A 20,396-nucleotide genomic window follows, 5' to 3' on the forward strand; every position below is an offset into this window, starting at 1 on the left:
TGGACAAGTGGGCTAAAGATTTCCAAAAAATCTCAAAAACTGGAATAAATTATTTTTTTGCCATTTTTTTCTTATTTTAAGTCAATTATTTTTCTCCTAGAAGGTCAGAGGCTGTATTGTAAATATATTCCAAAGCTTCTTCTTCGTTCTTCTCAATTGCAATCTCGACTGCTCTTTTTGCTATTTCTAACAATTCCTTTGCCTTCCTTCTTGCTTCGTGGGATTGCTGAACAAGTGAGGCGATTTCTTGCTGGATCTTAGGAGGAAGAAGTGGGATTTGTAACCTCTTTACTTGCTCGGATTTCCAATGAATAATTACAGATCCTCCACCATTTCTTTCTATCTGCATTTTTCCAATAAGGGAATTTATACACAAAGCAAGGTACTCTTTATTTATTTTGTTCTCATCAATTTGTAATTTCAAAATTCCGCTTGAGATTAATCCTTCAATATCTTCTTGTACAACATAAGCAATACCTGGCGTTGCATCCTTTGTTAAGAGAAAATCGCCTTGCTTGGGTTCATAGGTTTCTCTTAATTGCCTGTATAATTCTTCACTTAGATATTTTTGGTCTCTGTCAGTAAATCCATTTATAGAAAGATTGCTAACCCTGATAAATGGCTTGCCTTCTTCTTGGTAATTCTCACTCCCAACCTCTATTCCCTTTTGAATACTTATAATAAATTCCCTTAACGGCTTTAGTTCTATATTGTTTTCTTTTAATTTCTCAATCACTTCCTCATACGCAGGCTGGAAATATTCAGCATCTATTCTATGGGATGAGAAGGCATCAGAAAGGTTAGCAGTATAAGTTTTTTTGTATTGTGGCTTGAAATCTTTAAGCCCGAGTTCTTCTGAAAGGAGGTTTTCGGCTTGGGAGTAGAGAGAGTTTGAACTGATAACCAAATCTTCTATTTTTTGGAAAAGGGCACCTATTTTAGCCTGTGCTTCTTTGCTGATAATTGGAACTTTAAACGATCCTATCTGAAATGAGTTAAGATAGGCCTGAGCGTTGCCTGTAACGAATCTAAAAATCTCTAATTGCCCATATTTAGACATAAAAAACAGCCCAACATAGTAAGGGTTAAAAATTGGGTCGAGCAACCTAACCCTTGCTATGTTTTGATTTATGTTACCCTCTTTAATACTACTTTGAACTATTGCAACTTGACCAATAGTTCCCCCTACGGCTGCAAATAAGATGTCTCCGGATTTAATAGATGATTTAATGTTGCTTTTATGGAAACCATAGTCACAAAAAACAATCTCTGGTTCATTAACCATCCCCAAAATAAAATTTTGAGACCTAATAAAGGGTATCCCTTCTTCTTGAAATATACCACCCGGAGGGGTGGTACCATAAGCAATGTCTGATATGGCACTTAATTTTTTCTTCTCAAAAACATCCAACTTTTTAAGATTATTAAAAAGAGGATCGTAATACTCCGCATCAAGCCTTTTTGCTCCTTCAAGTTCTGATAATTTTACAATACTATATACTGCCATGGTTTTTATCTTTTTATCTCCAAAAATCAAAGTGATTATCGCCTTTTTTTAATTGTTCTTTAGCAAACTTAATAAAAACCTCTGCTATTTCATCTAAATCATGATCAATTACCGGGTGCCCGTGTTCATCTAAAACAAAAGTTCCGTCTGGGTTTTTCTTGTATCTATACTCCCCGCTTTCATCCTTTACAGGCTTTTCATTAACAGCAAAGAAAATGGGATAATCCATTTCCTGCATTACTTTTCCATCAAGCCAGTATTTCTTAAAGGCTTCTGTAATCTTTTCTTCGTTTAGAACTAAACTTATTTGCCCCGCTAAAGTCCTGTGAGAGATTTCTTTAGTGAGTTTGTTTATATTATTTTGTAATGTCTTTATTTCCTTTTTCAGTTCTACTTTTCTTGTAGCGTTTGCGCCTTCTAATTCTTCTGCTTTTTCTCTTAATGCTTCGTCTAATTCGGATTTCTCCTGAACCAAAACAGCTAGGGGTTTCTTCCCTTTATTTTCTTCTTCTGTCTCTTCAGTTTCTTCACTTTCAGCCTCTTCTGCTAGTAATTCCTCAATCTCCTCTCTGCTCTCAAAATAAGTTTCTAAGAAAGAGTTTAGCTCTTCTGGGATTTTTTCCTCATCTACCGAACTATCCCAAGCTAAGTTTTGATATTTTTCTTTGAGGCTTTTTAGGAATTCTTCCCATACACTTTCATATTTTGCCCTTATCTGTTGAATACTTTCTTTTTCTTCGTCCGTGTATTTCCGTAAAAATAAAACGCTTGTTTTTGTTCCTGTATGTGGCTTGAAAGTGTTACCGTGCAAGCCTACTACTGCTAAAATTCTCGCTTCGTCAATAACAAATCTGCGGATATACTCAGCATTTGTATTATTAAGCAATCCCTGGGGCAAAACAATAGCCATTCTCCCACCAGGTCTTATAAATTGGAGAGAACGCTCTAAAAAGAGAATATGCCTGCCGATTTTGTTTACCCACTTACCGTTTTTTTCAGCTAAGTTATAGAGCCTTAAAATCTCCCTTTCTTTTACCGTCCCGGCAAATGGAGGATTGGTCATTAATACATCAAAATCAAAGTAGAGGAACTTGTTTTGATTTTCCCTGTCTTTTTCAAGATTATCAGGGAATCTTAAGAGCCTGCCTCTTAAACCTGACTTTGTTTCGTCTTCCCATGTATGAGGTGCTAATGAATTGTCCTTATACACATGAGATTTGCCATCCCCTACAATCAGGTTAATTGCTTTGGCAATCTTTACCGCTTTTTTAGCATTATCAATTCCGTAAATTTTGTTTTGAGCAAAGTTTTTTGCATTTTCAGGTAGAGGTTTACCGCTTATCATTCCGCCTGCAACATGCATTACGGAGTGTAAAAGAAAACCAGCAGAACCACATGCAGGATCAATAACGAATTCACTGGCTTTTGGATTGAGCATTTCAACAACCATATCTTCAACAGGTCGGGGAGTGAAAAACTGGCCTTCTTTCTTTTTGGAAACCTGAGGTATTAGGTATTCAAAAGCCTCATCTATGATTCGAAGATTAGAATTGAATAACTTTATTTTTTCTAAGAACGAAACACACACTTTTAAATGTTCATTCCTCAATTCAATTTTATCGGTTGGCTCAAAAACCCCCTGCCATTCTCTCTTTGCTCCTTCCAATAGGTTTGCTATTGCTCTTTTTACCTGTTCTGGGCTTCTGTCTCCAACGAAGAATTCTAACTGATAAAAGGGGTCGTTAATCCCTTTCCATTCATCGTAGAGTTTGGCGTAGATTAACTTAAAAATTTCTTCAAATGGATCCACCCCTGCATTGCCTAAAACAAGCTCCTCTAAGTCCAGCAATATCTTTTTAAGTGTCGTCTTGCCTTGCTTTAATTCATCATGATCTTCAAGCCATTTAAGTGTCCATCTTTCAGTTAAAATATCTCTTAGTGCTTCTGTAACTTTTGGTATTCTCGGAATTTCTACGAAGATATTAGGTTCTTCTCGGTGAAGCCTTATCATTTCATTCCCATTAGACCAAACACCAATCGGAGCCCCTTCGGCGTTACAATAACTTTTTAATTGTTCTAACCCTTTGGTTCTTTTAGGTCTTTTTACTTCAAAAATTATGTAAGGATGCTGGAGGTCTTCTTGAAGGACAACAATATCCGCTAAACCAGAATCTCTTGAGCCAAAATAAACAACCCGCTCAATATCTATCCTTTCTTTTGGATAGTTATATTCATTCAATAGTCTATAAATCCAAAGTTGCCTTACGATTTCTTCAGGTTTTGCGGGTTTGTATTTATCTTTGATCTGGCATTTGATATGAAATTTTCCATCCCGTTCTATAATCATGGCCTCCACAGCTCTAATCTCCCTATCCGTGAAAAGAGACAGGCCGTGTTTTACATCCGAAGCCGAAAAGATCTGTGTTATTTTTGAAAAGTTATTGTTTGGCATATTTGTTACCTCTTTGAATTAGTAAATGTATTATTTAAATAAAAATCACCTAACAATTTCATTATATTTACCTCCGTGGATTAAGTCAATAGGTTGCTGGTCTTTCAAACGTGTTTTACCCTTCGTAGCATTGAAATCAATATGTTTTAAAACACCCTCAAGTTCTTGGTTTGCTTCTTCCATTGCTGCAAGCGCTTTGTTAAGTTGGTTGCCTACATCTTCTTTTAAATCCAGGATTGTTTTCCATCTAGCTCTTTCGGGTACAAAGAAAGTATCACCATAAGTTGAATGATCTTCGAGTATTTCCTCAATTTGACTTTCTGGGAAGCCTTTACTTTTAAGTTGTTCAGTGAGTTCTTCTCATTTTGCGTCAAAGACATCGGAGATGCGTTTGAGGAAGAGCATACCGAAAATGTATTCTTTGTATTCGGATGCGTCCATTTTACCTCTTAAGATATCAGCTGCCTTAAAAAGGTGAGTTTCGAGTTGGCGAAGTGTAATTTTCCCGTTGTTCATTTTCCCTTTTCTTTAGTTTGTTTTGTTGTAAAGTTCATTTAAATATGAGTGTAAGTTAAATAATTTTTCCAGAAGGTTCTTTTTAATGTTAAAATGAATATTGGTCATTTGATAAGAATAAAGATTTGGTTTAGAGTAATACAGCAACACTTTTATAAATTATGTATTTTGTTCAATTATAAATTAGGCAAAGGCAAATAATATTACAAAAAGATTTGAAGGTTTAATGTTCGAAAGATTTTACTTTTATTAATCAGTAGGAAATAATCGAAAGAGGGGAGTTTGCGACTTTTGAGAGATAAACAAATTCTCTGTAATGTTTGTAAAAAATTGAAAAGATTATGATGAGTAATGTTTTTAGTGATGAGAAGTGAAAATGTTAATTCTTATCATTTGATTTATTGTTTTTTGTCTTTGATTTAATGTCATAATCCAGTCCAAGTTTTTTTCGATCTTTGGTCTCAGGGAATAAAGGTTTCAATTCCACTATAGTTCGATTACAACTGTTAAAGCAGCTGCCTAGTTATAATTTACATGATATTGTCTCAATTCCACTATGGTTCGATTACAACCAAAGATGGCTCGTCGCGTATATGAATGGGAAGGTAGAGTCTCAATTCCACTATGGTTCGATTACAACTTGTTATTTTAGTTATTCTAATTGCACTACGGGCATTAGGTCTCAATTCCACTATGGTTCGATTACAACTATCTATTGAAAATACAGTTAGAAAACCTTATTACAAAGGTTTCAATTCCACTATGGTTCGATTACAACCGAGCTATATGATGCCATCGTCGGCATACTCGACATTTTGTTTCAATTCCACTATGGTTCGATTACAACTTCAAACAAGCCATAGACTCCATTAAACGCTCGATATGTTTCAATTCCACTATGGTTCGATTACAACCGACTCTGTCTCCGCTCCGGTCTTCTTAATGGGTTTGCGTTTCAATTCCACTATGGTTCGATTACAACGCTTTTAAATCTTTTCTGGGTCTTTTGAAAGCCAAAAAAGTTTCAATTCCACTATGGTTCGATTACAACAGGTTTATTTTCTGCAATTATAATTTATTTTTGCAGAAATGTCAAGCATTTTTTCTCCGAACCTCATTTTCTTTAAAAACCCTAGGGGGTTCGGGAAAGAAATTTCTGGAAAAATTTTAAAAAATCGCAACTTTGCTCCCTTCACTCATCAATTGTCTAATTATTTGCACGGGGGTTCGGGAAAATGCTGTCAGATTTTGCTTACAAGACCACATTAAAAATTCTTTCTGTTCATTAAATTGTATTCCGTTAAAAAAAGATTTTTTAAGTTATTAATTAAAAATTTCACATCTCGCAATTAAAGTTTAAAGCATATAAAAAAGTTTAGATTTAAATACCCAAAAAGAAATTTCATTAAAGTAAATTGTTTCAAACACAAAATCATCTTTTAAATTAATTCTTGTATCTTTTTTGTTTTATTAGATCATAATTAATTATTAAATGCATAAAAATTTATAATTTCTAATCAATTTCCCCTCTTAATTTAGCCAGGATTATTTTACCTTTAGAAGTTATTCTAAATCGATAAGGTTTATTTTCTTCATCAAACTCGTATTCACCAAGTCCAAATATACTTAATCGGTCAAATTCATCTTTATAATTAGCAGATAAATCTTTAAAGTCCTTTCCGACAATATACTTTTCAGGTTTATTGTTTAGAATTTCTAAAATTTCTTGTTCTTTTCGTTTCGGCAGATAAAATAGAGGTGGAAAAGTTATTAAATCACGAAATTCCTCATGTATATAATATACTTCGCAACCTGTAAAAAATCCTGCAAGAGCCATCGAAATAACGTGAGCTTTAAACCCACCAGTTGGATTAAAATATACCTTATAACCTTCCTTTTTCTTTTTTTCAGCTATTTCTATAAGATGGTCTAACATATCAGCTATACCCTCAATAAATTCTTTAACCTTATCTTCACCATAGACAACATTCATAAAATAACCTGGTACTTCTTTGTGAGCGTAAATAGTAAACTTATATCTTTTGTTATTCTCTAAATATTGCTTAAGGATCTTCACGCATATTTCACTAACGGCTGTTTTGGTACCAACAAAATAAACTTCAATATGACCATCAGAATTTTCAATTTTCTTTAAAAAGCTGTTTAATTCAGCAGATCTATCAAATGGTTTTTCCGAAATAAACTCATAAATGTGGTTCAGGAGATCTTTTTTGTTCGATAAAATTTCACGCCAGAATTCATTATCAGAAAGAGACTTATTTTTAATTTCATCGTTCTCTTTTAAACTTTTCTGATAATTTGTTATTATGCTGGCTCCGACGTTTATTACATGGAATTCTTTTTTCATAATTTATCCTCAATATTATTAAAATATCCATAACCAATAGATGTTTTTGCCCCAACACCAAAATTTTCTAAAGCTTCTTTTAACCAATCCCGTGCAGTCTGTAAATAATCTTTATTATTTTTCTTAGATGCGAGAATAAATAAAAACTGCGTATTTTTAATAGTCAGGAATTTAATTGGCACTGGGTTTTGCCAATCAGCTGGCGCGGTTTCATTTGAATAATAATCTGGATAATGGGGGTTCATAATATCGATTTGTAATTTGATCTTCCTTATTGGGAAAGCATCAAAGAAAATAATATTACCCGCCTGTTCTTGAGAACCAAAAATATCAATAAATTTTTCATCTTTTTCAGCATTTTTTTCATCCTGGTTAAATTTATTATAAATTATCCAATGTCTTGTAACACCTTTAACAGCACTTCCCGGGATAAAAGGAATACCATAGATATGATGTAATGTCATTGATGTTTCTTGGGGATGAGAGGCACCAAGACCAATAACTAAACGCCAGGAAACAGAGGCTGAGAATTTATAGGTCTGTAAACCTGAATTTGAAATAACTCGGTCTAGCCTTTGAGAAATGTTTTCTACAAAGTCATTGTCGAAATTAAATTCTTGAAGATCATCATTAATTCGAATTTTGTCTATTGTATTTCTTTGTGTAATAATGGTTGGCATATTAAAATAGTAATAGAAATTATCAGAGAATTCAGCTTGTTTCAAGCAATAATTTGTGTCTTTAGCTCTATATCTATTTCGGTTAAAATTTAGTTTTAGATTAGTCTTCATTATGTATCTTCCTCCTCGGTTAAACCTTCAGCAAATCTTTTAACCCAGCTAAGAAAAGCAATAAGTTCCTGAGTAATAAAACGATAATTCTTACTGTCAAGGCTTATAACCCATTCTAATAAATCATTTTGATCATGGGGCATATTAATCCTTGCTACAGTGTTGCTTTTTAAATAATCTGTCAAATGTTTATAGATCAAATCATAAGCATTTTTTGGATTATTTTCAGTTCCGGGTGCGTTATTTTCAGATGTTTTTTTTCTTTTAGAAAAGATAAAAGCAAGGGTCTGGCCAAGACCGTTAGATAATATCATTGCAGGAATTTTCTTTACATAAGAAGCATATTTATCATCTTTATAGAAGAAATTATCAATTTGATATTTTGATCTGATTTGTTTCCCTTCGGAGGCACATTTAAAGGCAAATTCAGCTCTGCCTTGTTCTAATTTTCTTAAATCACTTTGCCCGTTCATTTTTCATCCTCCTTTAATTCTAAAAATTGTATAGTTACAATACCTTTACCAATTGTTTGGTTACCACCAATTTGTAAAACACGAGGGCATCCTTTCTGGAAAAAATTCAAAACATTTTGCGCTTCGCTTTCATTATTATTATGCTTTAAATTCCCCTTCTTATTTTCATCATCAATTCTTAATGGTGAAGCCAATACTAAAGAATATAATATCGTATCAGTTGGTAAGTATTCTTCTGTCCACAGAGAATGATTATCTACAGTACCAGTTGTTGAATTTATTTTTGTTCTCGTAATGATTTCAGTGGAAGAAACTGCAAAATCTCTAAAATCATCGTTTGGAAGAATAATCAAATCTTTTTCAATTTTATTTCTCCAATACCCATAAGGGTCATCACCATTTTGTTTTGGAAAAATTACGTTAGAAAGCCATTTCGCCAGTTTAGTGGTCTGGTCATTTGGATTGATTGAGAATGTAAATTCTTCCAGAACAACTTTTGAAGAAACAAGTATTTCAGAAGATACACAACATGTATTTTCCAGAGAACTAAAATTACTAACGGGTAAATCGTAATTTGCAAATTTAAGATCATTTTTAAATCTCTCTAAAACATCGGGACAGGTTATCCAGGCAAAAATTCCTTTAAGAGATTTAACAGGAAAAAGCAAAATTCTTGCATCTGTAAAAGCAATTGACCCGGCATGAGTGTTCCCATCTTCTGGGCCAAAGACCAGTGATAAATAATCGCTTACAAACTTTTCTCCATCCTCATCGGTGTATTCAATTTTGTCATTAGGTCTTATTTTCATTGAATTGATTTCAATTTCGGGGTTTAAATTATTAAAAGCTTCTCTTAAACTTCCTTTTAGACCAGAGCCTTCTATTTTGGGATAATCAGTGTGTCTTTCTCTTTGAATTGGTAAATCAACAATACCCAATTCGCTGCCGCTTCCTGCATGAAGTGGTGTTTCCACAATGATGAAGAATGGTTTAATTTTCTTAAACATAATTTTCCTCCTTATGTCTGTTTTTCAATCTTGAAGATTTTATAACTATTTAAATCTAAAATTTGATTTATTTGATTTTCAAAGGCTTTAACATATTCACTATCAGAATTATGTGTTTCGTAACCAATAAATATACTGCCCACATAAATATCAATTTCCTTAGAATTATAAATTGTTCTTCTTTCACTTGTTTTATAAAAAATTCTTACTTGCAAAGAATTCTCTTTATGTTTAAAGCATTTAAAGTGTTTTAAGTCGATATTAACAAGTTTATGATTTAAATCAGGGTCTTCGGGATTGGATAAAAGCCGTCTTTTTAATTCCCTTAAAGAATTTATTATAATAGAATTATCTCTGGCTTTATTTAAATCACGCTCTACAAAGTGAGATAGATAAAATAGACCATATTTTTTCTTATACTTTTCCCATAGAGTAATACCAAGAGGATTTAAGGCAAAGTAATTATCAGCCTTTTCTAAAAAACTTAATATACTACTAAGATCTTCAGCTGGAATATTATTTAATTCAGCTATTCCTTCTTTTTCAAGCTTATAAAAAATATTCATATGTTTATCAAATATTCCCCAACTAATATCGATAGGTATAGGCGAAATACTTATCAAAGCATCGGTTTTTTCAAAAATGTAATATATCGGGCGCTGATGAACCTGAGCGAATATTGTTAGATATGGGATAACAGCTTTATAACCACCAGTGATATTTATAATTACATCATCCCAATAATCATTAACAATCTGATAGATTTTATTCAATAAGTTTACTAAACCATTATTAAAATTATTCTTGTCCCAGACCTGTAAATCTTTTACCAGGTGCGATTTTAAAAGATTTCCATCAAAACCCAATTTTGTTATAAAATCTTGAATTAAATTACCGGCAAGGTAACTTAAAACAGTATCCGAAGATAGAAGATGAATTTCTAAATATGAGTTCAAATTAGCTTTTAATTTTACAAGGCTTTTTATTTCAGCAGAAATATTTTCTTTATCCTTTTTACGCTCAAACCAACCGATTATTTTATTTCTTATCTTTTGAACTCTTGTTTCTTCATTATCATATTCTTTAGCAGGTTTATCGTTTAAATCTTCGAGGTAGTTCACAAATTCTCTATCTGAAGTATTATCACTAAGATAATTTTCGAATAATGATGTGCCGACCATTGTAATTATTTTTTTCATAATTAGACACTACCAACAAACGTTAAACCAAAACCTTCATCGGAATTAATATCAGAGATATTTTTAAAGTGAAATGCCTGTTTAATTTTTTCTTGATCACTGTCATCAAGTATCTCAAAGTAATAAACACTGCCGGCCGGAACAGATTTACGCATTGGTTTAGGTTTGTTGAATTTAACATCCCAACCACCAATAAATTTATGATTTCCAATACAAGCAGAAATGAGTTTTAGTTGTATACCGTTATAATTACCTTTTAGAGTATCAGTATCTATCCATTTAGGTAACCAACCTTTCTCAAAAATTGTAGGAGTAGCAAAGTATATCTTAAAAATTTTACCATTATTTTGAAGATTGATATTTAGTAAATCGCCTAAAATATCTTCTTGCAGTAATTCAATTTTGGCTGATTTCCCTTCACCCCCTAGTTGTATAACACCACTTTCTGGCAAATCTACCACCCCTTCGATTTTTAAGACTAACGATACATCTTTTTGAAGCCTAACCATTGGAATTCTATAGAGGTGACTTTTTTTAGTGGTCAATAAAAGTCTTTCTCTTGCAATTCCAGTTTTATTTTCTGAACTGAACAATTGACTTTTTTCGATGAATTTAATCTTAGAACAATTAGTTAAGTAATCCTTAAAATAGACTGAACTCACAAAATAATTAGCATCATCCACCAGTTCGTTCCTTTGCCACACAAAAAGTTTTTCCAGTCGATAATCAGAAATTACAAATTCAGGTCTTTTGATAAGCGACAATTTGTAAAGGTATGTTTCATTTGATTTAGGATATACAAAATCTTTGGGAGTTGGAAAGTATAATTCGTCTTTAATTAAAAAAGGGCCTTTAATACCAAGAGTTCCTTTTTCTGAATGTGTACCAAGTTCTGCTTTTAATTTTCCGTTATTAAAATCTTTCAAGTTCCCTTTTTCAAAAATAAGCCAGCTTCTAATTGCTCCATACAAAGTAGACGGGTAAGGCGGGAATAGAGTATCAGCCCAGGTGTCAGCACCCATAGTAAAGGGTTTACCATCTCTAAAAAACAAAGTATCATTAGGAATAATTTTATACCACATTCTAATCTCCTCTATTCATAAAGGATAGTATTTCAATTATATTTACAAAGTAATCAATGTTCATTTCGGAAGCTCCATATAGCCGCCAGATGTATGATAAAAATTTATCACAAAATTCTTTCTTACCTTCTTTAAGTTCAGAATTATATGCCCTAGAAACCAGTCTCTTAAGGATGGTTTTAATAATTTGTTCAGAGCCTGAGAAATGGCCCTGCTCATTTTTCAATTTCATAAATTCACTCTTAAAAGTCTTAATAAATCGGTGAGAAATATACCCTGATGCATTTTCATTTATCATTGATTTTATATTCTTCATTAAATCAGTCAATAAAAGGTTTTTTTCGTCATCAATCCAATTAAATACACCTTTTCTGGGTTCACCAGATTTTGTGAGTAATAAAATTGCAAATCTATTTCTACCACCATTCTTAGCTTCTTTTTCCATTTCAAAGACTTTATTTATAACAATTTTTAAAGGCTCTTTATAATGAGCAATAACTATACCCATAGAAGCCGAAGCACTTGGACCCATGGTTAAAAATAATTTACCCTCTTTTTCAACAAAGCCTGTTGTATTATTCTTATCGACAATGATTTGTCCATTTTGGAATTTAATGTGTCCTGAAAATGCCCATCTTAACTTTTCTATAACATCTAACAAGTCTTCTAAGTTAACAAAAGCTAATAGATCATCCCCACCAGCATAGATTAATTTTCCTAAATGTTCTTCTTCAACAATTTTTCTTACGAACTCTATGGTATAATTTCTTAAAGCATTTGATATTGCAGCATGAATAGAAGGTGAAAGAAATTTTTTTGGGAGATGTTCTTGTAATTTTGCTTTAAAGTCCTCTGGTAATTTTTCCCATATCTTTGTATTGTATGCTGTATCGATTGATGGTAATAAATCACCTGAAAGCCATTTACCCATACTATCCCCATCAAGATGAATTATTGCATAGTATGGATTTGGCTTACCAACCTTTTTAACTAAATTATTAAGTTTTAATTTTATTTGGCCGATTTCTTCTTCAGATAATTTTATTCCTAATTCCGCCTCAATTAAATCACTCCTCAAATTTTCCTCAAAGAACCACATTCCCTCTATTGTATAATTCATTTTGCTTTTTAATTTAGGGAGGGGTAAACATTTGGGGAATTTTTTCTGTGACAATTCACTTTCGTAATCTCTTAATTCTTTATTTGCAGAAGTCAATGCTTTTAATTTAAAGCTTGCTATTGCCACTTCGGAGGTAGATGGGAAACTAAAATTCTTAAACAGATCATACATCACATTTCCCAATGAGGTCAGATAGATATCAAATGTTCTTTTAAAGAAACATATACCACATAATCCTTCACCTTCGGTTAGATACCTTCTGGGGAAATCATATTGTTTAATAAAGTTAAAAGCATCTGGATTATATCTTAAAAACTTTTTTGGATTTTCGTTCTCATAAAAGAATAGTACATTTTTTTCACCGCAAATGGAGCATTTAATACCTGTTTCCTGAAAGAAAGAGAAATTTCTCAGATTTTTTCTTGATGCATGGGCTTTTTCAAGGGTTGTATATAATAACTGATATAAAAGCCCGATATTGGGTAAATGTTCACCATTCTTTTCCACAAAAGACCATAGATTATTCCATTTTTCAATTTCATCTTCTTCAAAAAAATCTTTCAAGTCATTTGGCGATAAATCTTTTGAATTATTTTGTTGAGTTAATCTCCATGGTAATGCGACCCAGTAAATTTGTGGGAAATCAGATAAGTGGTAATCAAGACTATCATTTAATTTTTTACTTAGTTTAATACCTAATTCGCTTATAATCTTTTCTTTAGCTAGTTTTATCTCATTTCGAATTTTATTTTGAATATCTTTAACGAGTTCTTCGATATAATCTTTATCAATCTCAGGAATAATGCTAACAAATCTGTTAGGGATGGTTGGTAAATCAGCAAAGAACGAGAGGGAGTTTTTAAGCTCCATTTTATATTGTTTCTCAAAATACCAATCAGCAAGGGGCTGTTTATATAAATCTGGGTAAATAACAGCAGTTGGTCCAAATCTATCGATGATTTCGGTGATAGCTAAAAAGGTAAAGTAAGATAGTAAATAACTGCCCATGTAAAAATCTTGTGTCTTCCTTGCTTGATGGATAAAAGATTGAACAGGACCTAAAGAGAAAAGAAATAAAGAGTTTTTTTGAAAGATTAATTTGTTTTCTTTATCATAGAAAGCATTGATTGCTGATGCGATTTTAATATGTTCCCAAATAGAATGATCAGGAATTCGAGTATCTGCTGGTAATAAAGGAAGGTATTTTAGCCAATCATTATCAGTCTGATTTTCATAGAGCTCGTCAAGTAAGTTTCTCCAGAGATAGAAAAACTTAAGTTTGTCGTCAAAGTTAGAGATCTTTCGACTTAGTCGTTGATAAACATTTTCAAATAAATTAGAAATATTTTTATTATCAAGCGAAATTTCAACTTCTAATTTTTCAGCGGAAAGAGGATGTCTTAGTTCATTAAAGGCTTGATATAAATCTTCTTTTTCAAAATCTGTATAAACTTGTTCTTTTGGTAGTAAACTTCGTTCCATACAAGAAGCAATTTGATCAGGACCTTTAATTACATCAACTTCTGAAATACCTATAAGATCTGCATAATGCTTTGCTCTTTCAATGTGATCTGGGATATCAATAACTTTATCTATAGGATCATGCAAGAAGGTTTTAAGTTTTTCTGAAAAATTTTTATCAGGTCTGTCCATCGGGTATTTCCTTACAGTTAGTGTTCTCTTTTAGTTCATTTAAAAAATCATCCAAAATTTTAGCATTAAATTTTTGAATATCATTATCGCGATCACTAATTCTCCATTCATTATTATTATTCTTTGTCTCTTTGGCTATAAAATTTATTCCACCAGGTGTAAGTTTAATTACAACTGGATAATAATCTTCATATAAGGACTTTATAACTTTAATAATTAAAGGGGATGCCCATCTTTCTGAGAGCCTTTGATTTGGTCTTCTTGCAATATAAGGGACCAAACGGACTTTAAATTTTCCGTGCATAATTGGCATTCCAAATGCAGGTGTCCTAAAAATATCTTCTTTATGATTATGTCGAAATTCTCTGAACCTCAAACCAACAAAATCTAATGCGCTTACCCAATTATTTTTAGGTTCAAAAATCAAAATAACTTGATTACTTAAGTTGGTGTATTTATTAGTTCCATTAGATGATTGATTTATTATGTTTTTTATTTTGCTAAGATTAGTTTGCATCCAATTTTTTAATTCGTCAATATTTTTTGCATTACAAATAAAATCAATATCGCAGTTATCACCATTACAAGAAGTAATTTCTAAATTACCGCCCCCTCTTCTTGCCCTTGTACCAAAACCACCTAAGTAAATTGACAGCCAAAGTGATGCCACAAAATGTTTAAAGACATTTATGCCTTCGTGAAAAGCAGTTAATTCAATTGTAAATTGAGTACAATCAGAAGAATTTTTAGTCTCTTGAATAGGCTTTGGTTTAAAGTAACTTCTAAAAATTCGGTTACCACGAGATTGAAGCAGGAAAGTAGAATAATAAAGGTACTTAATCCCCTCTAGATTAGCTAACTCAGAACCTATATTCTGCCCTATTGAAATTTTAGGGCTTAGAATTCTTAAGGTTACCTTACTTTTACCTGTTCCTTCTTCGGTTCCTCCAAAAATTTTTTGTTCAGCAGATTTTAAAACCTGAATATTATCCTCAGCTTTCATTGCACGCCACCACCATCTCATCATACCTTTGAATTCCGATGCTCGTAATTCTGGGGTGGAACTATCAGCCCCAGCCATAAACATTGGTGTTATCAATTTGCATGTTAATGTTAATTTTTTCATATTAAAACCTGATTTGATTTATACATCTTTGAATTTTCTTTTTTATGGGATCTTATTTATTCGATTACTTTGGGACGGGCAATAGATCAATTACTATTCTAACATAAGTATTTTTAATTAAATTTTCCATATGCTTAAGGGGGAAATTAATGTTATGTTATTAATTTATTCTTCGAGAGATTATAGATTTAATCATTTCTTAAAGTTTGAAGAAATTGCAACCAATCTTTATTGATTATCAAGTCTTTTAATAATAAATTGTTAGGTTGTTATTGTTTATAATAACTGAAGTACAAACTGAAGTACATTTCTTAAAGATAGACATAAAAATTTATCAAAAACCTTCAATTTTAAGCGATTTTTGCAGGAATTATTGTTTTTATCGACCTTTTAAGCAGAGGGTCGATGGTTCGATTCCATCCGCGCTCACGCAGTAAAGCCCTGTAATATAACAACTTACAGGGCTTTTGTTTTTTAAAGCATTTCGACTGAAGTACAAATTGAAGTACACCAATATGAGACTGAGGGTGTCTAAGATTAAGAAAATTAGAAAGTAAAAACCTTTAAAATGAATTCAACATTCATTCTTTTCTTCTATGAATCACAAGGACGAATTTCAATTAAACATTTTCCCCATATTAAAGCCAAAGAGACCTCTCCAGATATCGTGATGAGCCAATAAATTTAGATCACAAAAAAATTTTAAGCTGAAATAAACAAAAAACTCAACCGGAATAATTTACGATGTAATTTGTCACCTCTAAAAGTAAAGCAACCAACGATGATACTGTTTTTCGGAAAAACGCTGCTACATCATTGATTGTTATACCTGTTCTGCCTAAAATCCATTGAATTATCTCGATTACAATTCCAAGTCCTGCAAGGACCAATCCGATTGCCATTGCATTGAATGCAATGAATGCAATTGCAGAAACGACATATTTAGCAATCGAAAATCCGATCCAGAGCAGCAAAGCTACTCCAAAAATTTTTATACCAGCAATGATCCAATCTGCTGGTGAGGCAGTCTTATTAAGCTTTGAAGGAAGAGAAATTTGAAACTCCAGAGGTTTACCATTTTTAATTATAACATTTCCATAATTATCAACAAATTTTATTGTTGGATATAAACCATCTCTGCCCCATAAAATATTTGCGGTTTCATTATTGTAAGTGTTCACTATTCGAAGATGTTGATACGAAGCTAAATTACTTTTTACGAATGATAACTTTAGAGTATTATAAGCGTGGTCCTGTAAAAAACCAATCTTTAATTCTTTCCCCGGATTTTGATATAAGTCTTGAATTAAAGAATCTTTGTTTTGAAGAGATTGAGCAATTTCTTCTTCAGTCCCGTCAATTAAAATATCAACATTTGGTTTGGTTGGTCGATCGCGGCTTGTTCCATCTTCATCGCCCCAGAAACCAACCGAAGATTCACAAGCATTAATAAATGGAGTTAATGATAAAACTCCAATGGCTTTTAAAAAATTTCGTCTATGAATTTTGTTCAGATTTTTCATTTTAATCCCCCAATTTTATCTGTTAAAATATAAAAAAATGTTTGTGTTCCAGAAAACTACAATCAAATCATTCAAAGAGAGTCTACCTCATAATCTTTCATTTAAAAGATTCGCTAATCATCATTTTTTCAAAAACCATTTGATTAATTTTTCATGGTTAATATATTTGCATTCAAATTTTCAACCTATGTTGGAGGACTATCAGAGTAATTGAGTCTTATTTTATTCGGCATTTTAATTTACATTCTTTTACAATTATTTCTTGGTTTCTACATCTCACGCTTCATCAAGTCAGAAGATGATTATCTTTTAGGGGGAAGAAGACTTGGTTATTTCCTGACGACATTTTCAATATTTGCAACCTGGTTTGGTGCTGAATCCTGTATTGGAACTGCTGGTGCAGCTTATGAATCAGGACTTGCGGGAGTTACAGCAGATCCTTTTGGTTACGGAATTGTCCTTTTATTGATGGGTTTCTTTTTCGCAGTTCCGCTTTATAAAATGAATTTAACGACCATAGCTGACTTTTTTAGAAACAGATATTCGGATACTACGGCGAAAATCATTGCAATAATAATGATCCCAACTTCAATACTCTGGGCAGCAGCACAGATTCGCGCATTTGGATTAATTCTATCATCCACTTCAAATCTTTCTGTGGAAGCTTCTATTCTAATATCAGCTTTAATAGTAATTACTTACACTGTTTTTGGCGGATTACTCGCTGATGCTTACACAGATTTAATTCAAGGACTTGTTTTAATATTTGGTTTGATTTTACTCTCTTATATTGTTTTTTTGAACGGAGTCGATTTACAGAGTATTTTAAACAGAATTACATTTGAAAAATTAAACATTCAAGCTTCAAGCAATATATCTTTATCAATAAATTTTCTATTAACAATAGAGGCTTGGGCAGTTCCTATTTGTGGTTCATTAATTGCCCAGGAAATGGTTTCAAGAGTTTTCGCAGCTAAATCTCACAAAGTTGCTAAACACTCTTCTATCGTGGCTGGTTCACTTTATATTTTAATTGGACTTATGCCTCTCAGTCTTGGACTTATTGGCTATCAACTTTTACCCGAACTTGAACATCCAGAACAAATTCTTCCATTAATTGCACAAAAATTTCTTTCACCAGCTCTGTATGTGATTTTTGCCGGAGCTCTTATATCAGCGATTCTATCTACTGTTGATAGTACATTACTTGCATCTTCAGCTTTGATGTCTCACAACCTAATTTTTCCATCCTTTAAAATCAGAGATGAAAAGAAAAAAGTGAAGATTTCTCGAATAAATGTTTTAATCGCAGGAATAATAGCTTATGTTCTTGCAACTAAAGCTGAAGGTGTCTATAATTTGGTAAAAGATGCATCAGCGTTTGGCAGCAGTGGGATTTTTATCGTGTTTATGTTTGGACTACTTGGAAAATTCGGGAATGGAATAAGTGCTAACTTAACAGTTATCGTAGGTTCAATAATATGGTTTATTGCCCATTATTTATTTGGATTTGAATTAAGTTATTTAATTTCGCTTGGTTCTGCGCTCTTAGTTTTTGTTTTCTCGGCTTTAAGTGAAAAGTGGTTGATGGAATTTATTCCTGCCATCAAAAAACTTTTTAGTTAATTATTTAAAAAAGTTCTTAAGGGTTTCATAAGTTTCAAAATTTTTTTCGTCGTTCTATTCTCCAATATGAAATTTGAATCAATTTAATCTCTTTCATATGTTAATTTTGTAATTAAAGGATGAAAGGAAATCATGCTAAATCAAAAATCCATCAGAGATTTGCAGAATAAAGATTTAATCGATCACTACTTTTTATTGAGAAAATTAGAGGTCAAGCAGAAAAAGGATGGTAATAATTATTTAGTTCTAGAATTTTCTGATAAGACAGGTTCGATATCTGGAAATTACTGGGAAGGTTTTGAAGAATTTCATAGACAGGCTAAAGTTGGAGCAATAGTTAAAGTTAAAGGTTCGGTCGAATTATTTAATGAGAGACTTCAATTAAAAATTGAAACTGCAGCGATTGTTGAGAACAGTGAAGAAGTTACCATTAATGACTTCTTGCCTAATTCTCTTCGTGATCCCGATGAAATGAAAAAAGAATTCTGGAAACGAGTAAAAAAAATTCAAAATGACTGGTTAAAAAATTTACTTCATAATATCTTCAATCAAGAACGATTTGACAGATTTTGTTTTGCACCAGCTGGAAAATCATTTCATCATAATTATATCGGCGGGTTACTCGAACATACTCTTGAAGTTGTTCAGATCTGTGATTTGATGTGCGATATTTCTGAAAAATCTAATTTTCAACCACCAATTAATAGAGATTTATTGATAACTGGCGCAATGCTTCACGATGTTGGAAAAATTGAAGAGCTTTCTTACGAAACTGCCTTTGATTATACTGATAAGGGAAGATTATTGGGTCACATTGTAATTGCTGCAAATTGGATTTATGCTGCTTGCGCGCAGATCCCATATTTCCCTGAGGAGTTACAAACGCTTGTTCTCCATCTAGTCTTAAGTCATCAGGGAAAGTTAGAAAATGCATCACCAGTCGAACCTAAAACATTGGAATCAATTATACTTTATTATGCAGATGAATTAAGTGCCAAGACAAATGCATATCGCCAGATAATTCAAGGCGGAAGTGATGTTAATTCAAACTGGACCAAATATCATCATTTAATTCAAAGTTCACTTTTCATCAGTAAAGATCCTGAATATTATCTCAAAAATTCGTTTATGGATCAAAAAAATTCGGAAGAAGAAAAAAATGGGAACACTCTCTTTGACAGAACTGATTAACAAAGTTGTTGATAAACTTTTAGAAGCAAAATCAATTGTTGTTTTTACAGGTGCAGGAGTTTCAGCTGAAAGTGGAGTTCCAACCTTTCGCGATAAAGACGGTTTATGGCAAAAACTAAAACCAGAAGAGCTTGCCAACTTTAACGCATTTATGAGAAATCCAGATTTAGTAACTGAATGGTATTCACACAGAAGAAAAATAATGCATCAAGTTCAGCCTAATGCTGGACACTATGCAATTGCTGAACTCGAAAAATATTTTGAAAGATTTGTCGTAGTAACTCAAAACATCGATAATTTGCATCGAAGAGCGGGATCAAAAAATGTTTTCGAGTTACACGGAAATATCGAAAGAAATTATTGCATCAAGTGCAAAAAGTTTTATGATCTGGGTGACAATTATCCTGATAAAGCTATTTATTGTGAATGCGGTGGTTTGATTAGACCAGATGTGGTCTGGTTTGGCGAAATGCTTCCAGAGGATCAATATGAAGGTGCGGTAAAAGCAGCTCGAAGTTGTGATGTTTGTTTCTCAGTTGGGACATCAGCTGTTGTTTTCCCTGCTGCTTATATCCCTATTTATGCAAAACAAAGTGGAGCTTTTTTAGTTGAGATAAATCCAAATCCAACAGAAATTTCCTCAATTGCCGATGTTGTACTTCAGGGGAAATCGGGAGAAATATTTCCATTGATTGTGGAAGAATTCAAAAAAAGGAAATCACTTCAGTCTGAATAAATCAAATTTTATTATTCACAAAATTC

14 protein-coding genes, 1 pseudogene and 1 CRISPR repeat array are annotated in these 20,396 nt (G+C 32.4%); of the genes and pseudogenes, 3 read left to right on the top strand and 12 right to left on the bottom strand.

What is annotated here, in order from left to right; all coding sequences use genetic code 11:
* Nucleotides 1-85 precede the first annotated feature (85 nt).
* The 12 genes and pseudogenes from HPY57_02280 to HPY57_02335 all read right to left on the bottom strand — a co-directional run bounded on the left by HPY57_02280 (nt 86) and on the right by HPY57_02335 (nt 16,817).
* Nucleotides 86-1,537: a hypothetical protein gene (locus HPY57_02280; GenBank protein ID NPV10604.1), complete on the bottom strand. Its 1,452-nt coding sequence runs from the start codon at nt 1,535-1,537 to the stop codon at nt 86-88.
* Nucleotides 1,521-3,959 (bottom strand): N-6 DNA methylase, encoded by a 2,439-nt coding sequence (locus HPY57_02285; GenBank protein NPV10605.1) that lies wholly within the window; start codon nt 3,957-3,959, stop codon nt 1,521-1,523. Before HPY57_02285 ends, HPY57_02280 begins: the two co-directional genes overlap by 17 nt.
* Nucleotides 3,960-4,004: 45 nt before the next feature.
* Nucleotides 4,005-4,475 (bottom strand): annotated as a pseudogene (locus HPY57_02290) (type I restriction-modification system subunit M N-terminal domain-containing protein).
* 474 nt (nt 4,476-4,949) lie between these two features.
* Nucleotides 4,950-5,526: direct repeats of the CRISPR family, unit length 27 nt; unit sequence TCAATTCCACTATGGTTCGATTACAAC.
* A gap of 462 nt (nt 5,527-5,988) precedes the next feature.
* Complete coding sequence (locus HPY57_02295; GenBank protein ID NPV10606.1) at nt 5,989-6,843, bottom strand: putative CRISPR-associated protein; 855 nt, start codon at nt 6,841-6,843, stop codon at nt 5,989-5,991.
* Nucleotides 6,840-7,634, bottom strand: coding sequence for a type III-B CRISPR module RAMP protein Cmr6 (gene cmr6 / locus HPY57_02300; GenBank protein ID NPV10607.1), 795 nt, complete (start codon nt 7,632-7,634; stop codon nt 6,840-6,842). Before cmr6 ends, HPY57_02295 begins: the two co-directional genes overlap by 4 nt.
* Nucleotides 7,634-8,107, bottom strand: coding sequence for a type III-B CRISPR module-associated protein Cmr5 (gene cmr5, locus HPY57_02305; protein NPV10608.1), 474 nt, complete (start codon nt 8,105-8,107; stop codon nt 7,634-7,636). Before cmr5 ends, cmr6 begins: the two co-directional genes overlap by 1 nt.
* Complete coding sequence (cmr4, locus tag HPY57_02310; protein ID NPV10609.1) at nt 8,104-9,114, bottom strand: type III-B CRISPR module RAMP protein Cmr4; 1,011 nt, start codon at nt 9,112-9,114, stop codon at nt 8,104-8,106. Before cmr4 ends, cmr5 begins: the two co-directional genes overlap by 4 nt.
* Nucleotides 9,115-9,125: 11 nt before the next feature.
* The gene (locus HPY57_02315) at nt 9,126-10,313 is read right to left on the bottom strand and encodes a hypothetical protein (protein NPV10610.1); all 1,188 of its coding nucleotides are present in this window, start codon (nt 10,311-10,313) and stop codon (nt 9,126-9,128) included.
* 2 nt (nt 10,314-10,315) lie between these two features.
* A complete protein-coding gene (gene cmr3, locus HPY57_02320) occupies nt 10,316-11,395 on the bottom strand; it encodes a type III-B CRISPR module-associated protein Cmr3 (protein NPV10611.1) in 1,080 nt (359 codons plus the stop codon).
* A 1-nt stretch (nt 11,396) separates the two neighbouring features.
* Entirely contained in the window at nt 11,397-14,168 is a 2,772-nt protein-coding gene (cas10, locus tag HPY57_02325; protein ID NPV10612.1) for a type III-B CRISPR-associated protein Cas10/Cmr2, read from the bottom strand.
* Nucleotides 14,155-15,294, bottom strand: a complete 1,140-nt coding sequence (gene cmr1, locus HPY57_02330; GenBank protein NPV10613.1) for a type III-B CRISPR module RAMP protein Cmr1 — start codon at nt 15,292-15,294, stop codon at nt 14,155-14,157. Before cmr1 ends, cas10 begins: the two co-directional genes overlap by 14 nt.
* A gap of 725 nt (nt 15,295-16,019) precedes the next feature.
* The gene (locus HPY57_02335) at nt 16,020-16,817 is read right to left on the bottom strand and encodes a hypothetical protein (protein ID NPV10614.1); all 798 of its coding nucleotides are present in this window, start codon (nt 16,815-16,817) and stop codon (nt 16,020-16,022) included.
* Nucleotides 16,818-17,027: 210 nt separating this feature from the next.
* On the opposite strand from HPY57_02335, the gene HPY57_02340 reads away from it, so the two are divergent.
* The 3 genes from HPY57_02340 (at nt 17,028) to HPY57_02350 (ending at nt 20,370) form a co-directional block, all read left to right on the top strand.
* A complete protein-coding gene (locus HPY57_02340; GenBank protein NPV10615.1) occupies nt 17,028-18,443 on the top strand; it encodes a sodium:solute symporter family protein in 1,416 nt (471 codons plus the stop codon).
* 132 nt (nt 18,444-18,575) lie between these two features.
* Nucleotides 18,576-19,634: an HD domain-containing protein gene (locus tag HPY57_02345; GenBank protein ID NPV10616.1), complete on the top strand. Its 1,059-nt coding sequence runs from the start codon at nt 18,576-18,578 to the stop codon at nt 19,632-19,634.
* Complete coding sequence (locus tag HPY57_02350) at nt 19,603-20,370, top strand: NAD-dependent deacylase (protein ID NPV10617.1); 768 nt, start codon at nt 19,603-19,605, stop codon at nt 20,368-20,370. The genes HPY57_02345 and HPY57_02350 overlap by 32 nt, the downstream gene beginning before the upstream one ends.
* Nucleotides 20,371-20,396 lie beyond the last annotated feature (26 nt).

The sequence above is a fragment of the Ignavibacteria bacterium genome (assembly GCA_013177855.1).
In the GTDB taxonomy this organism is placed as follows: domain Bacteria; phylum Bacteroidota; class Ignavibacteria; order Ch128b; family Ch128b; genus Ch128b.